The organism is Chromatiaceae bacterium (assembly GCA_016714645.1).
Taxonomy (GTDB): Bacteria; Pseudomonadota; Gammaproteobacteria; order Chromatiales; family Chromatiaceae; genus M0108.
The window spans coordinates 621,045-637,191 of record JADKCI010000001.1; the positions used below are offsets into that span (position 1 = coordinate 621,045).

At 55.8% G+C, this 16,147-nt stretch carries 7 protein-coding genes; 4 read left to right on the forward strand and 3 right to left on the reverse strand.

Features of this window, described 5'->3' with window-relative positions; all coding sequences use genetic code 11:
* Nucleotides 1–108: 108 nt before the first annotated feature.
* On the reverse strand, nucleotides 109–2,766 hold the full coding sequence (locus IPN92_02895) for a polysaccharide pyruvyl transferase family protein (GenBank protein MBK8637265.1): 2,658 nt from the start codon (nucleotides 2,764–2,766) through the stop codon (nucleotides 109–111).
* A 550-nt stretch (nucleotides 2,767–3,316) separates the two neighbouring features.
* Between IPN92_02895 and IPN92_02900 the strand changes: the two genes are divergently transcribed.
* Together IPN92_02900 and IPN92_02905 are read left to right on the forward strand one after the other, a co-directional pair.
* Nucleotides 3,317–7,237 carry a DUF3683 domain-containing protein gene (locus IPN92_02900; protein MBK8637266.1) on the forward strand — a complete coding sequence of 1,307 codons (3,921 nt, stop codon included), beginning with the start codon at nucleotides 3,317–3,319 and terminating at the stop codon, nucleotides 7,235–7,237.
* 107 nt (nucleotides 7,238–7,344) lie between these two features.
* Nucleotides 7,345–11,775, forward strand: coding sequence for a glycosyltransferase (locus IPN92_02905; GenBank protein ID MBK8637267.1), 4,431 nt, complete (start codon nucleotides 7,345–7,347; stop codon nucleotides 11,773–11,775).
* A 118-nt stretch (nucleotides 11,776–11,893) separates the two neighbouring features.
* Here the strand turns inward: IPN92_02905 and IPN92_02910 are convergent, their stop codons facing one another.
* Nucleotides 11,894–12,625 carry a 16S rRNA (uracil(1498)-N(3))-methyltransferase gene (locus tag IPN92_02910; GenBank protein ID MBK8637268.1) on the reverse strand — a complete coding sequence of 244 codons (732 nt, stop codon included), beginning with the start codon at nucleotides 12,623–12,625 and terminating at the stop codon, nucleotides 11,894–11,896.
* A gap of 6 nt (nucleotides 12,626–12,631) precedes the next feature.
* Nucleotides 12,632–13,009 (reverse strand): DUF423 domain-containing protein, encoded by a 378-nt coding sequence (locus IPN92_02915; protein MBK8637269.1) that lies wholly within the window; start codon nucleotides 13,007–13,009, stop codon nucleotides 12,632–12,634.
* Nucleotides 13,010–13,585: 576 nt separating this feature from the next.
* Here IPN92_02915 and aprB point away from each other — a divergent pair.
* The gene (aprB, locus tag IPN92_02920; GenBank protein ID MBK8637270.1) at nucleotides 13,586–14,071 is read left to right on the forward strand and encodes an adenylyl-sulfate reductase subunit beta; all 486 of its coding nucleotides are present in this window, start codon (nucleotides 13,586–13,588) and stop codon (nucleotides 14,069–14,071) included.
* A gap of 22 nt (nucleotides 14,072–14,093) precedes the next feature.
* Nucleotides 14,094–16,115, forward strand: a complete 2,022-nt coding sequence (locus IPN92_02925) for an adenylyl-sulfate reductase subunit alpha (GenBank protein MBK8637271.1) — start codon at nucleotides 14,094–14,096, stop codon at nucleotides 16,113–16,115.
* The last annotated feature ends 32 nt before the right edge of the window (nucleotides 16,116–16,147 follow it).

A 16,147-nucleotide genomic window follows, 5' to 3' on the forward strand; every position in this document is an offset into this window, starting at 1 on the left:
GCAGCCATTTGCGGTGCAGATCTAGGTTTCCGGTAGCCAGATTTTGGCGAGTAGAAGATACCCAGCCCCGACGAGAGGCGGTTGCTTAAAGGGGTATGGGGGAGATCATCAATCTTTGTGATTTAATTCATCGAAAACAACTTCCATGGCTCGCGCTCTGTGAACCCAATCATTATCATCGGCTAACTTTGCAAGCCTGGCTTTAAAGACGGGATCGTTCTTGCAAATTGATGCCTGGTCAATGGCCAAGCTCAAACTTTCCGCCGAATCCCCATATTTTACATCCTGAAATGCAATGCATTCGAGCATTTCATGGGTGACTACCACGGGTTTCTCCAATGCGAAATATTCAAACAGTTTTAGCGGCGATGTCGTGCGCGCGATTTCTCCGGGCTCGAAAGGAATAAAGCATACATCGAATTTAAGCGCGTAAGCTGGCAAAATTTTGTAATCAATGACGCCTAGATATAGAAGATTGTTAGCTTTTGGTAGGCGATAACTTCCGCCATTATAATCCGGACCAATAAATACAAAACCCAAGTCGGGTCGCATTGAGACCAACTCCCCAATCACGTCATACCAAAGCCAAGGCGCCAGTGCTCCAAAATAACCGATAATATTCGAGAACCTACCGATGAACGAGGTAAAAATGTCACTCAATGCCGTATTATTATGGGTGGGGTTTCGGTAATGGCTGGTGTCAACACCATTTTGTACGAGGAGCACTTTGTTTTGCCCAACCGCCTCCAATGCCTCGTCGTAAAGTTTCCGAGCTGATGCAATAATGAAATCAGCGCCGCCTCCAAATGCGAATTTTTTCAGCTTAAGTAACCGCCTTATGTTATTTTTATCTCCGCTTATTTGCGGGTCGATATGATCAATGTACTCGTAGACCAGGACCCCTCTTTTGCCATTTTTCATGAGTAGCCCAGGGGTGTTAAAATATGCAGTTGAGTAAAAGGAGCGAACAATCCCCGTTAGCGTGGCAATTTCAGGTCGATTCGTCAGCCAGACATTCTTGCTTACTTCTCTAAATCCATTAACCTTATCCGCTGACCAGTCACTTGTCATGTAGATAACCAGATATCCGAGATGGCCCAGAGCGGCGGAAATATGTTGTGGACGCTGGTAGAGAGACATATTCCAATCGACATTCAACTCTTGAACGAAGATTCCCTTGTAATGTTCCCGTTGTGACAAGACCTCATTAGTAAAATCCAACCAGCTGAGTTCGGATATGGTGTCCCCCGTCAACTTTTGGTTGATACAACCTCTTGGCGTAAGCTTTCTGGTCCAGCGAACAAAACTATAGCGGGGACCTTGTAAATATTGGCGAAACAAAGGAGGTATACGCCAATAAGAAATTTTGAGAAGGTTGTAGAAAGTGGCCGCTGGGGCGTGAAATAACAGGTTTGCAAATCGTAAAGGGCGCGTAATTTTCCAAGACGTTGAGGAGGTTAGTTTGGCTAGCTCGGAACTCAAGCCCGAAATTTTAGCATCCCGTTCCGCTATAATTCGGTTGGATTCACTGGCCTGAGCATTAAAGTCGCTTATTTTTCCTTGGTAATGATCGGTGGTCCAGCTGTTAAGCCAGTCATGATTTCTAATTGATAAAGTCTGCTTTTGCTTCAAAGATGACGGGGAACACGATTGAGTGATCGCGGTCTCTAGAATTTGTTTGTGAAGCAATGTTTCCTGCTCCAACTGGTTAATTTTAAATTTCGACACAGATTTAATTGGGTCCCGCCCAAGCAATTGACAAATAGCTTGATCCCAAGCGCGTTGGGGTTCATTGGGGCGGAGCCTTAGATTAAGGGGGCTCCCTGCCTGAATGGAAGCCGCTTCCATTTTTTGGTCATATTGAATACTTAATGTAGGCTTGCCTAATCTTAGGGCTAAAATTTGCGCGTGCAGTCGCATGGCTATGATCGCATCGCATTCGGCCAGTGCTTGAATTGTTTCCTCTGGTTCGTTCCCTTTAATTAACTCCTGAGAAAAACCAGGAGCTAGCCGTGACATCATTCGGTGAAAAAAATCCAGCTTGTAATTGAACTCGTCAAGCTCGTCAATAATGTGGAATGGAATCCAGACGAGTTTATGATCCGCAGGTGGAATGGTGTTTTGAATAGCCATGATAAAGCGATCTTCCCACCCTTCGGCAAATTCCCAAGGTCTCAAGACAATCCCAATGCGGCTCTCGCTATCGGCTCGATTACTCAGGGTGCTGGGAAGCGGATATGCCCAAACGGGGTCAGGAGCGACTAGAGCAGTGCGCGAGACACCTAAGCTCCTAAGTAGTGAAAGGGAATCCGTATCTCTTAGACTGAGATAGGTGGCTATATTGAATATTTCACGAACTATCCGACGAGATTCGTCACAATGCAAAGGGCCAATTCCCTGTGCCCATAACAACGTTGGGACGCCCATTTGATTTGCTAGTAGAATCGGCCTCGCATACATGGAAATATCGTTAGCACGAAAGTCATATAAGGCGGAAATAGTGAATTTATCATAATTTTGAAATAAGCCACCACCGCCTAGCACGAACAAACAACATTCCATCATCTCCTTGGCAACCGCGGGTAGGTCAAACGCGTCAATAGATTTTATATAATGAAATTTATTTGTATGAAACGGATTTACGCTCATGGATACAACTTCAGCCCCGAAATTCTGTGCCCAAAGCCTTAGGGATTCCAACAGTAATTCGTCGCCTAGATTTCCATCTCCATAGTAGCCGAACACAAAAATTTTTTTTTGCTGCATTTTTATTCCAGGGTTTCTAAAAAAAGTAAAAATATTCAGCAACTGGTTGCCCGCTTGCTGTTGGGTTATTTGTTGGAGTAATGTTTTTTAATTATTTTATTATAGCCCTCTGCCATGTCGTGCATCGTTAGTTGGTTGGGAGGGAAATGAGCACTTCCCGATAAAGCCTTATCCGACTGGCTTCATCCGGATTATAAGTGACCCAGCCAATATTGGCTGGGATAGCTTCGCCTCGCCATGGTCGGAGTAGGCGAAATTCCACAAGGAGGCCTGATCTGATCGATATCAGATTCATGGCGGGTCCGGGTCGGTTTGCGTAAATTACTTTTCGCCCCGCCGCTATCAATATTGGATCCAGGCCTAGGAATCGAGGCACGCGGCGTCTTTAAAAATATTTTTGGGCATTTTCAAAACGCGAGGGATTTTTGCAAGAAAGCGAAAGATTACAAACCCCTTGATCCTCGGTGCGAGCAACCCAGGACGACTCTGGAACAATTATAATATAGAATGTTGGCGTCCCTCCACCCCAGTCCTTGATAACACGCCCGGAATGTCTATCTCTCAACATCAGCGCATCCGCGAGATTCCCTACAACTACACATCCTTTTCCGACCGGGAGATTGTGATCCGCTTCCTGGGCCAGGAAATGTGGGACCTGATCGAGGATTTACGGGGGACGCGGCGCACGGGGCGCTCGGCGCGCATGCTCTTCGAGGTCCTGGGGGACATGTGGGTGGTGACCCGCAACCCCTACCTGCAGGATGATCTGCTGGAGGACGACAAGCGCCGGGAACTCCTGATCAATGCCTTGCGCCACCGCCTCGATCAATTCGAGCGGCGCCTCAATGAAAACGCCCAGGCGTCGCGCCTCCTGGCGGCGGCCCGGGAAGCAGTGCGGGATTTTGGGCAGGGGCTGATGGATCTGCGCTCACGGCGCGGTGACCTGCATCGGGCTCTGGCCGGCATCACGCGCCGGGATAACCTGGACTTTGGTGGTCTAACACGGGTAGCCCACGCCACGGACGCCACCGACTGGCGCGTGGAGATGCCCTTCGTCGTCATCACCCCGGACACGGAGGCCGAGGTCGCCCCCATCGTCCGCGCCTGTCTGGATTGTGGGCTGAGTCTGATTCCGCGCGGCGGCGGCACCGGCTATACGGGTTCGGCCGTGCCCCTGGACCCTTGGTGCGCCGTGATCAATACCGAAAAGCTGGACGCCATTGCCGCGGTGGAGCGCTGCTCCCTGCCGGATCGGGCGGGAGAATGGCCGACCCTCTGGTGTGGCGCCGGTGCTATCACCCGCCGGGTCGCTGAGGTGGCGGAGGGGGCGGGACTGGTCTTCGCCGTGGACCCCACCTCCCAGGACGCCTCCACCATTGGCGGCAACATCGCCATGAACGCGGGTGGCAAAAAGGCGGTGCTGTGGGGCACCACCCTGGACAACCTGGTCTCCTGGCGCCTGGTGACACCGGATGCCGACTGGCTGGAGGTGGAGCGCCTGGGCCACAACCTGGGCAAAATCCATGACCAGGCCGAGGTGCGGTTCCGCATCTCCCGCTTCGGGCCGGATGGGCAAACCCCAAAGGGTGAGCCCGAGCTCCTGACCCTGCCGGGCCAGACCTTCCGCAAGGCGGGCCTGGGCAAGGACGTTACCGACAAGTTCCTCGCTGGCCTGCCGGGGGTGCAGAAGGAGGGCTGCGATGGTCTCATCACTTCCGCCCGTTTCCTGCTGCACCGGATGCCGGCGCAGACACGCACCCTCTGCATGGAGTTTTTCGGCGCCGATCTCTCCCTGGCGGTGCCGGCCATTCTGGAGATCAAGGAATACATCGACACCCTGCCCGAGGTCCAGATAGCCGGTCTGGAGCATCTGGACGAGCGCTACCTGCGTGCCCTGGACTATTCCACCAAGGCGGCCCGCGCCGAGTTGCCGAAGATGGTGCTGCTCGCCGACCTGGTTGCCGATGACGAGGGCCGGGTGACCGCCGCCGCCGAGCGGGTGGTGGCCTTGACCCAGGGCCGCCAGGGGGAGGCCTTTATCGCCGTCAGCCCCGAGGCCCGTCGCCGGTTTTGGCTCGATCGTGCCCGGACCGCCGCCATCTCCCGCCACACCAATGCCTTCAAGATCAACGAGGATGTGGTGATACCGCTGGAACGGCTGGCGGACTATTCGCGGGCCATCGAGCGGATCAATATCGAGCAGTCCATCGCCAACAAGCAGCGGATTCTGGAGGCCCTCCAGGACTATGTGGAGACTGAAATGCCGGAGGCTCGTGTCTGGCCGGGCTTCGAAGACTCCGCCGAATCCCAGGCCATTTTGGACGCCAGGCGCGGGGCGGCCCGTCAGGTGCTGGAGGAGACGCATCGCCGTTGGGGCCAGATCCTGGCCCTGCTCGATGCTCCGGCGGTGAATCACGCCAACCTCCTGGGGGAAATAGAGCAGGCGCGGGTCCAGGCGGGCGACAGCCTGTTGGATTTGCTCCTGCGCCGCGACCTGCGTCAGTCCCTGCGCCAGGAGGTCCGTCAGCGCCTGGACGAGATCTTCAGCGGCCAGGACATGGCCGCGGTGCGGGAACGGCTCGCCGCCATCCATGCCCGGGTCCGGGAGGCGCGCCTTTTCGTGGCCCTGCATATGCATGCGGGCGATGGCAATGTCCACACCAATATCCCGGTGCATTCCTCGGACTACGCCATGCTGCACGAGGCCGACCGCATGGTGGCCCGCATCATGGCCTTGGCGACCGGTCTGGGGGGGGTGATCTCCGGTGAGCACGGTATCGGGCTAACCAAGATCCAGTTTCTGGAGCCCGAAAAACTGGCGGCCTTCGTCCGCTATAAGCAGGCCGTGGATCCGGCGGGGCGCTTCAACCCGGGCAAGCTGATGCCGGGCTCGGGTCTCGAGGGCGCCTATACGCCCTCGCTCCGGCTGGTGAGCCAGGAGGCCATCATCCTGGAGGAAACGGAACTCGGCGCCCTCAACGAGGATATCAAGCACTGCCTGCGCTGCGGCAAGTGTAAGCCGGTCTGCATGACCCATGTACCCCGCGCCAACCTGCATTATTCGCCGCGCAATAAGATCCTCGGCACCGGCCTCATCATCGAGGCCTTCCTGTACGAGGAGCAGACACGCCGGGGTCTGTCGGGGCGCCATTTCGCCGAGATGAACGATCTGGCGGACCACTGCACCGTCTGCCATAAATGTCAGCCCCCCTGCCCGGTCAAGATCGACTTTGGCGAGGTGACGACGCGTTTGCGTCGCATCCTGGTAGACCGACGCCAAAAGCGCTTCAGCCCCGGCGCCTGGGCCGCTATGCGCTTCCTCGACGCCAAGGACCCCCGCGCCATCCGCCTGCTGCGTATCGGTCTAGCCACCTGGGGTTTTCGAGGCCTCAATCTCGCCAGCGCCCTGACCCGGCGTCTGGGCCTGTATCGGCGCCAGGAACCCCCGGCGGCGACCACGGGGCAACCCCAGGCCGTCACCCTGGCAAAGGAGTTATTGCGCCGGTCTATCCGTGTCAAGGTGCCGAAAAGGACCTTTCGCCAAATCCTGGGCCTGGAGGATGCCACCCAGGTGCCCATTCTGCGGAATCCCATACGTAATCCGGAGGAAATGGAGGCCGTTTTCTACTTCCCCGGCTGCGGCTCCGATCGCCTCTTCTCGGATATCGGCCTGGCTACCTTGGCGCTCCTCTATGAGCAGGGGGTGCAAACGGTGCTGCCCCCCGGTTACCTCTGCTGTGGCTACCCCCAGAGCGCCGGGGGCTACGAGGCCCAGGGCCGGCGCTTGACCATGGAGAACCGCGTCCTCTTCCACCGCATCGCCAACACACTTAATTATCTTGATATTCGTACCGTCGTCGTTTCCTGCGGCACCTGTATGGACCAGTTGCTTCAGTATGAATTCGAGCGCATCTTTCCCGGCTGCCGCCTGTTGGACATCCATGAATATCTGATGGAAAGAGGTGTGACCCTCGCTGGCGGCGCCTTGCCCCAGCGCCGGGCCGAAGCGGCCCCCGTGACCGCTGGAGTGGAATCCTGGACGCGGGGCGGTTCGGGTATCCAGTACCTATATCATGATCCCTGCCATAGTCCCATGAAGACGCATGCCCCCCTCAAGGTTGCCGCCAGCCTCTTGGGCCAGCCTGTCACCCTCACCGACCGCTGCTGCGGCGAGGCTGGTACCCTGGGCACCGCCCGCCCGGATATCGCCAGCCAACTTCGATATCGCAAGGAGGAATCCCTGGTTCAGGGCATCCGCGCCCTCACTGGCCGCGACCGCGCCCAAGGTGACGTCAAGCTGTTGACCGCTTGCCCCGCCTGCCAGCAGGGCCTGGCCAAGTTTGGCGACGAAACGGGCTTGACCACGGAGTACATCATCGTAGAACTTGCCAACCAACGCTTGGGTAGGGGGTGGGAAAAGCAATTCCTCGATCGAGTAGGTGGAGTGGGTATCGAGCGAGTGTTGCTGTAAAGGACTGAAAGAAACCTCTGTCAAGAGCGTGAAAATGGAGCCTTCGGCGCAAAGTGGCTCGGGGGGATGATCTCCACTCACAATTATCGACTTAAGTATTCAATGACATGACCGATCATATCAGTGTAATCATCCGGAGCATGGGACGTTCATGCCTTGCCGAATCTATTGCCTCGGCCGCAAACCAAGCGATCGAGGATCTCGAAATTATTGTTGTGGATTCCCTGGGTAAGGATCATCCAGAACTTCCTGATGGCTCTGGCCCGGCCCGGATTCGATTGATAGCCACGGGAGCAAGGCTGTCTCGCCCAGCCGCAGCCAATGTTGGCCTGTCCGCTGCCCAAGGCGACCTGCTGATTTTTCTGGATGATGATGATCTCTTTCTTGAAGGTCATCTTTCTGGCCTGAGAAACACACTGCTAACTCATCCCGAGGCGCCAGCCTGTTACACCGGGGTACGCCTCATTGATGCTGCTGGAAATGAGCTTGATGTGTACAACGCCCCTTTTAACTCTATATACTTATTGGGGAATAATGCTTTCCCTATTAACTCGGTTCTTTTTCGTCGGTCCGCCGTTTTGGATTGTAAATTCGACGAAACTCTTGATATCTATGAAGACTGGGATTTCTGGCTTCAATTGATCCGAAAAGGACCATTTGTACATCACGATGCGGTTACCGCTCTGTATCGAGTTGGCTTAAGTCAGTCAGGATTAAATATTGCGGCAAATAATCATCTGCGATGGACGGGGCGGAACAGTATTTATCAAAAGTGGAAAATGATCTGCAGTGGCGAGGAATGGAATGCGTTTATAGAGTCAAAATTGCATGACCTGAATGAATTGAGATGTGAATTAATGGAAAAAGACCGCGCGCAAGAGCAATTTAAAGATCAATTATTTAAAGTAGAAAGTGTCCGCAATGAACTTCAAAATGCTTTGGAACTCTCGCGTGAAGAAAACGCTAGGGTAGAGCAGCATTGCGATCACCTCGAAAACATTATGGACATTTCTCGTGAGCATAATGCAAGGGTGCAAAAGGATCGGGATCAACTCGACAATGCCCTGAAGTGTTCGCATGACCATCTCCGCCGGGTGGAAAAGGATCGCGATCAGCTAGAGCGGGATCGTGATTATTATCACCGCGTATTTTTGGATATCGAACAATCGGCATTCTGGCGTTTGACAGGGCCTCTACGTCATACGCTAATTCTCATTAAAAAACTACAGCCATCAACTGATATCATCTGGAGATCGATGCGGTGGGGTTTTCATAAGCTACCAGCATCCGAAGGTTCAAAACGCCGAATGCAGGATTGTTTATATCAAAGGATGCCACGATTATTCCGGGAACTCCCGTCCTACCAGTTTCGGGTGATGAATATTGCCCCGACAAGCTTTGCTGGTTCGGGTACAGCGATTGATTCTTATTCTACCTTCGCCTTGGAGGATTTGCTGCCGTCGTGTTCGGTTTTGGATTTAAAAACCCCTGATATACAAGTCGATGTGATTATCCCTATATACGACGGAATCGAAACAACCCGACGTTGTTTGGAACGAGTCATTAATGCCAAAACACGGATTGAAAATCGAATTATTCTAATCAATGACGCATCACCGCGCCCGGAAATTCGTTCTCTCCTGGATGCGCTGCCGCGGAACGAGAGACTCCTGGTTCTGCATAATGACGAGAATCTTGGGTTTACCGCCACGGTCAACCGGGGTATGGTGCTATCCAAGGAGCACGATGTCGTTCTGCTTAATAGCGACACCGAAGTTCCCGACGGCTGGCTGGATAGGTTGGTTGCCCAGGCCTATCAATCACCGACCATCGGTACCGTCACCCCCTTTTCCAACAATGCGACAATTTGCAGCTATCCGAACTTACCAGGCGAGGCACGATTCCCGGATGGCGAAACACTGGAGACGCTGGATTTATTGATCCAGGAAGTGAATCGGGGGCGGTTCACTGATCTGCCTACCGCCGTTGGCTTTTGCATGTACATCAAGCGCGGCTGTTTGAATAGCGTTGGGCTTTTCGATGTGGAAACCTTTGGAAGAGGTTATGGCGAGGAAAATGATTTCTGTTTGCGGGCCAGTCTCCAGGGTTGGAGGCACATCCTTGCGGCCGATCTCTTTGTTTTCCATGCGGGAGAGGTCAGTTTTGGAACGGGAAGCAGTCCCTCGAAGCTATACGCGGCCGGCATTATTCGTGAACGATATCCTGATTATGAGGCCAATGTCGCTGACTTTGTAAGGAGGGATCCGGCTCGTCCATGGCGGCTGGCACTAACAGCGGCTCGATTGCGTAGGCGGAGCCAACCCGTCATCCTCATGATTTCCCATGGACTTGGTGGCGGGGTCGATAAGCATTTGCGTGATTTGGCTCCTATATTAAGCGATGAAGGAGCTCGGGTGCTGATCCTGCGTTCCATGCCAGGGAAACCCCAGCTTGCCGCTCTTGAACTGGTTCATGGGGCGGATGAATTTACTATCCAGATCCCAACGGGAGATCAAGCCAGATTAGCAGAGATAATCAAGGCATTTGGCGTCAGCCTTGTGCATATTCACCATATCATGCACTGGGCCATCGATTTACAGGCCTTGCTTGCCCGACTGAGTCTCCCCTTTCTGTTCACTGTTCATGACTACTATACGCTCTGTCCACGAGTGAATCTGATGGGTCCGCTGCATTCGGCTTACTGTGGCGAACCGGATCAGAACGGGTGCCTTGAATGTCTTAAGGAATTGCCCCGATCGGAAACCACGGATATATTTTATTGGCGTGCCCGTCATGCATGGTTGTTTCATGATGCCCTGACAATTATCTGCCCAAGTCAGGACGCGGCATCCAGATGCTTAAAATACTATCCCCAGGCTTATGCGAGGATGCGGTCTGTGTATCACGAACCGTTGCCGTCGGATAATATTACTCCTCTATCTTATGAAATTAACGCGAATCAACCCCTCCGGGTTGTTGTTCTGGGTGTTTTGGCTCGTCATAAGGGGCTTGATCTGGTTCTGGATTTGGCGAGGTTGGCGGTTCGGCGGAAATACCCGATCCAAATTATCTTGGTTGGATTTTCCACGGAGATCGTTCCGAATGCCCTCAATGGCGTGATATCTCAAACGGGTACCTACACTGATCAAGAACTTAACCGCCTTATCCTGGAAAAGCGACCACATCTGGTTTGGTTTCCTTCGCGGTGCCCGGAAACCTATAGTTATACCTTGACTACCGTACTCAACATGGGGCTCCCCATTCTTGCCCCGCGCCTGGGAGCCTTTCCCGAACGATTGCGTCACTACACCATCGCCTGGGGTTATGATGTCGATGCGACAACCACGGTGCTTCTTTCTTGGTTGGAGCGCTTTAAAGGTTTGCGACTCAAGGGAGCTTGGCCTGAGGCGGATGCTCAAGTATCCCCCATACAGCCTTTAGCCGAAGACGTATCCTGGTACCTAGCTAATTATTTGGCATTGACCAGTGGTGATGGCGATGTTCGTCCCTTTGACCTGAGCCATGACCCTAATTCAGTGGTCGTGGTTTCGGATCAGCTCGGATCGCACCCTAGCCCCTGTGGCTATATTCGTTTGCTGATGCCGCTGGCTGCCAGTATCCAAAATCCCTCTTTTCGATTTGCATCCCCAGATGCCGCCTTGCACTATCGGGTAACAAATATCATAACCCAAAGATTGGCATTCCCGGATCGGTCAAGTTTGGATGGGTTACTACACAAGATAAGTCAGCAGGGTTGTCGGTTGATTTACGATCTTGATGATGACCTCCTGGCATTGGATAGCTCCCATGGCGAGGAAGGCCATTATCGCCGGATGAAAGGCCTAGTGGCGGATTTGATAAAAAATGCTAGCGAGGTTTGGGTATCGACCCCTGAACTCGCAGATCGGATTTCTGGATTAAATTCTCATTTCAGGGTAATCCCCAATCGCCTGGGGAAGATCCTCTGGCGCCTTTTGGAAAATAATTTATCCGACGACCAGCCGTTACGCATCCTGTATATGGGGACCATGACCCACGCTCGGGATTGGAAGATGGTTGAGCCAGCGCTAAAGCGAGTTATCAGTCGTCATGGCCCAAAAGTAGAGATACACCTTGTGGGTATTGATGAAGTCAATCGCCTCCCGTCTTGGGCCATCCTGCATCAGCCGCCTCCGGGTGTGGCGATAGTCTATCCCGCCTTCGTTCACTGGCTGCAAAGCCTGGCGCCGTTTTCCGTTGGGATCGCGCCTTTGACCCCCGATGCATTCAATACTGCCAAAAGTGGTATTAAATTCATGGACTATACCGCACTTGGCGCGGTTACCCTGGCCTCCGATCTTCTTCCCTACCAAGAAGTTATCCGTCATGGTGAAAATGGCATCCTGGTACCAGGTCAGTCTAGCGAGCCCTGGGAGCAGGCACTAGAAATGGTCATTGGGAGTCAGGAGTTGCGGCAGAGGTTATTGCTTCAGGCGCGACAAGATTGGTTACTTCATCACAGCTATGGCTCCTCGTTGGAGTGCATCTTACCTATTTAGTTATTCGAATTACCGAGAGAAGGGAATGATCGGGTTAGGTCTGTCGGGCCGCTATGTTGAATCAGCATTTTTGTCCTTGCTCCGGAATAACTGATTGAGTAGGAATTGTGCTCGTGCCTTAATCCCTCAGGTCGCCCCACAGGGCCTGGACAATGGCAAGGGCCGCTAGCGGGGCCGTCTCGGTGCGCAGGATGCGCGTACCGAGACGCACGCCGGTGAAGCCGCTTTGGTAGGCGCGCTCGCGTTCAGTGGGGGCCAGGCCCCCTTCGGGTCCGATCAGCAGGGTCAGGGCCGGCCCTGGCCGGGCGAGGCTGGGCAGGGAGCGGCGGGCGCGATGATCCAACAGCAGGGGGCAGGGGTGTCCCTGGACGACCCAGGTATCCAGAACCTGGACGGGGTTCAGCCGGGGTAGGCGCCGACGTCCGCTTTGTTCGCAAGCGGCAATCAGGATGCCCTGCCAGTGCTCCTGGCGGTTGGCCAGGCGGTCACCGGCCAACCGCACCATGACGCGTCCGGCGAAGAGGGGCGTGACCTCGGCGACGCCCAACTCAACCGCCTTTTGGATCGAGAAGTCCATGCGCTCGCCCTTGGAGATACCGATCCCCAGGTGGACGCCGAGGGGCAAGGGGGGTTCGGGCTCCCCTGGCTCGCCAATCCGGATCACTACCCCCTGCCGGTGGGCGGTGAGTATCGCGGCGGGATAATCACGGCCATCGCCATTAAAGACGATGAAGGCGTCACCGGGCCGCAGGCGCAACACCTGAACCAGGTGCTGGACCGCCGGGGCGGGCAGGGACAGGTCCTGATCGGCCGCCAACGGCAGATCCACATAAACCCGGGTCCGGCGCATGGTCCTTTAACCCTGCCGCCAGAGACCGAAGGCCAGCAGCAGCCAGCCAAGGATGAGCAGGGCACCGCCCATGGGCGTGACCATGCCCAAGGAGGGCATGTCCAGCAAGACCCGTAAGAAGAGGCTACCGCTGAAAATGGTCGTGCCCAGGAGGAATGCCTGGCCCGCCAGGGTTAGCGAACGACGGGGGGAGGGTTGGCTCTCGATGAGCATGCCGGTGGCCAGCAGGGCCAGGGCGTGCACGGCGAGATACTGGGTGGCCGTGCCCCAGTGGGCCAGGAGCTCGGGGGCCAGCCGGGCCTTGAGGGCATGGGCGCCAAAGGCACCCAAGGCCACCGCTAGGGCGCCATAGAGGGCGCCGCAGGTCAGAAGGATGCGCTGCATGAATTTGTGCCTCCTGCTTGGTCGCGAGGCCCCTTACCTGACCAGCCCAGCCCGAGGGGTGGCGGGTCATTGATTGGGTGGGAAGGACCCAGTACGACGGCGACAAGGGGTGTCAGGTGGTGGGTCTCAAGGGGGCGAAGGCGAGGGAGTGGGGCAGATGTCATGATCCAATCGCTATCTCAGAGTGGGTAGAGGCCTCGCCGCCATGCCTGGAGAGGTTAAACCCAAAAATCGCTTCTGGCCAGGGCCTTGAATCCGATGGGCTCCGGCCACACCGCCCGCCGGGGTCCTTCAGAAGCCTCTAATAAGGTTATTTTATGATTCAGGGCAAAAAACTGTTTTGACACTTGCCCTTGCCTCTCTCTAATCTATCCATATTAGCGTCATCGGGATGGCGGCCAGACGGGCAAAAGCTCATCTCCTCGCCAGGACAGGACCGCCGATTGGACGCCGAGTCAGGGAGGACTCGATGAGTACGTGTCGACGTCGCCTGACCGCTGGGGGCTGGGTGCCGTCATACGTCTTCGCCAGAATCGGCGACATTCGCTGCGGTACAACGTTAGGAGAAAGAACACCATGCCAACTTTTGTGCGTACTGACAAGTGCGATGGCTGCAAGGGCCAGGATAAAACCGCTTGCATGTACATCTGCCCCCACGACCTGATGAAGCTCGATCGTGACGGTTCCGACACTGGCCATGCTATGAAGGCCTTTAACCAGGAGCCCGAGCAGTGCTGGGAATGTTACTCCTGCGTCAAGATCTGCCCGCAGCAGGCCATTGAGTGCCGGCATTACGCGGACATCGTGCCCCTGGGTGGCTCCGTCCAGCCCCTGCGTGGTTCCGACTCCATCATGTGGACTATCAAATTCCGCAACGGCACCCTCAAGCGCTTCAAGTTTCCCATCCGCACCACCCCGGAAGGCTCCATCGATCCTTACGGCGGCAAGCCTACTGCCTCCCTGGCCAACATCGCGGCGACCGGTTTCTTCACCGGCAGTGCCGATGGCGGCGTGACCAAGGGTTATCGTCCTGGTAATCCCGCCGAACTGATCCGCAAGTAAAAAATTAGAGAGAGATAGAGAAATGGCTGGTGAATTTGGAAATCCGGAGATCGTCCAGGAAGAGGTTGACATCCTCTTGATCGGCGGTGGCATGGCCTGCTGCGGTGCTGGCTACGAAATCATGCAATGGGCGGATGCCGCCAAGAAGGAAACGGGCATCGATCTGAAGATCAGGTTGGTTGATAAGGCCGCCATGGACCGCTCCGGCGCCGTGGCCCAGGGTCTGTCCGCCATCAACACCTATATCGGTTCCGAGCAGGACCCGGCGGACTATGCCCGTATGGTCTCCAACGACCTCATGGGCATCACCCGTGACGACCTGGCCTATGACGTGGGCCGTCATGTCGATGACTCCGTGCATCTCTTCGAGGAGTGGGGCCTGCCCATCTGGAAGCTTGACGAGAACGGCGAGCGTCACGATGGCTCCAAGGGCATGACCCCGCTGAAGGATGGCGGCAAGCCCGTCCGTTCCGGCAAGTGGCAGATCATGATCAACGGCGAGTCCTACAAGTGGATCGTCGCCGAGGCGGCTAAGAAGGTCCTGGGCTCCGACCGCGTTCAGGAGCGCATCTTTATCGTCAAGCTGGTCAACGATAAGAATGACAAGAACCGCATCGCTGGTGCCGTCGGTTTCTCCGTTCGCGACCACAAGGTCGTGGTTTACAAGGCCAAGGCCATCCTCCTGGCCGCCGGTGGCTGCGTCAACATCTTCCGTCCCCGCTCCGTCGGCGAGGGCACGGGCCGCGCCTGGTATCCGGTGTGGAACGCTGGCTCGACCTACGCCATGGCCGCCGAGGCCGGTGCCGAGTTGACCATGATGGAAAACCGCTTCGTGCCCGCCCGCTTCAAGGACGGTTACGGCCCGGTCGGCGCCTGGTTCCTGCTCTTCAAGGCCCAGGCCACCAACGCCTACGGCGAAGTTTACATGGTCAAGAACAAGGAGATGTTGAACGACTATCCTCCTTATGGCCAGGCCGCCGTGCCAGCCTCTTGCCTGCGTAACCACCTCATGCTCAAGGAGATGAAGGAAGGCCGCGGTCCCATCTACATGGATACCGTGACCGCCCTGGCCAAGCTGCGCGAGACCCTGTCGCCCCGCGAGGTCAAGCACCTCGAGGCCGAGGCTTGGGAAGACTTCCTGGACATGTGTGTTGGCCAGTGCGGTATCTGGGTTGGCGAGAACGTCGAGCCGGAGAAGAAGAACTCCGAGCTGATGCCGACCGAGCCCTACCTGCTGGGTTCTCACTCCGGCTGCTGCGGCATCTGGGCCTCCGGTCCCGTCGATGTTGGCGCCCCCACGGAGGAGCTCCATTCCGAAAAGGGCAAGATCCCCGCTCACCTGCCGCAGGGCTGGAACTGGGGTTACCGTGGCATGACCACCATCAAGGGTCTCTTCACGGCCGGTGATGGCGTGGGTGCCTCGGGTCACAAGTTCTCCTCCGGCTCCCATGCCGAGGGCCGCATGGCCGCCAAGTCCATGGTCCAGTATTGCATCGACAATAAGGACATGAAGCCCGAGCTGGATACGGACCCCGCCGTCCTGGTCGAGCAGATTTATGCGCCGGTGCGTAACTTCATGGAGCATAAGGATTATAGCACCGCCATAGATGTGAACCCACACTACATCACCCCCAAGATGCTGCAGTTCCGTCTGCAGAAGATCATGGATGAGTATGTAGCCGGCGTCGCCACCTACTACACCACCAACGCCAACATGTTGACGGTGGCGGAAGAGAAGCTGGAGATGCTGAAGGAAGATGCGGCCAAGATGCGTGCCAAGGACCTGCACGAGTTGCTCCGCGCCTGGGAGAACTACCATCGCATCCTCACCGCCGAGGCCCACATGAAGCACATCCAGTTCCGCGAGGAGAGCCGTTACCCCGGCTTCTACTATCGGATGGACAAGAACTTCGTGGACGAGGAGAACTGGCACTGCTTTGTCAACTCCATCTACGACAAGGAGACCAAGGCCTGGACCTGCTTCAAGCGCGCCCATGTTGATCTGGTCGACAAGTCCAAGCTGTTCAAGGCCGCCGCGCACTAGTGACTAGTCGCTAGTCGAGGAACCGGGCGCCC

Bases quoted from the DNA above. Each gene is read 5' to 3' on its own strand.
- IPN92_02895 (MBK8637265.1), bottom strand. From the start codon at position 2,766: ATGCAGCAAAAAAAAATTTTTGTGTTCGGCTACTATGGAGATGGAAAT.
- IPN92_02900 (MBK8637266.1), top strand. From the start codon at position 3,317: ATGTCTATCTCTCAACATCAGCGCATCCGCGAGATTCCCTACAACTAC.
- IPN92_02905 (MBK8637267.1), top strand. From the start codon at position 7,345: ATGACCGATCATATCAGTGTAATCATCCGGAGCATGGGACGTTCATGC.
- IPN92_02910 (MBK8637268.1), bottom strand. From the start codon at position 12,625: ATGCGCCGGACCCGGGTTTATGTGGATCTGCCGTTGGCGGCCGATCAG.
- IPN92_02915 (MBK8637269.1), bottom strand. From the start codon at position 13,009: ATGCAGCGCATCCTTCTGACCTGCGGCGCCCTCTATGGCGCCCTAGCG.
- aprB (MBK8637270.1), top strand. From the start codon at position 13,586: ATGCCAACTTTTGTGCGTACTGACAAGTGCGATGGCTGCAAGGGCCAG.
- IPN92_02925 (MBK8637271.1), top strand. From the start codon at position 14,094: ATGGCTGGTGAATTTGGAAATCCGGAGATCGTCCAGGAAGAGGTTGAC.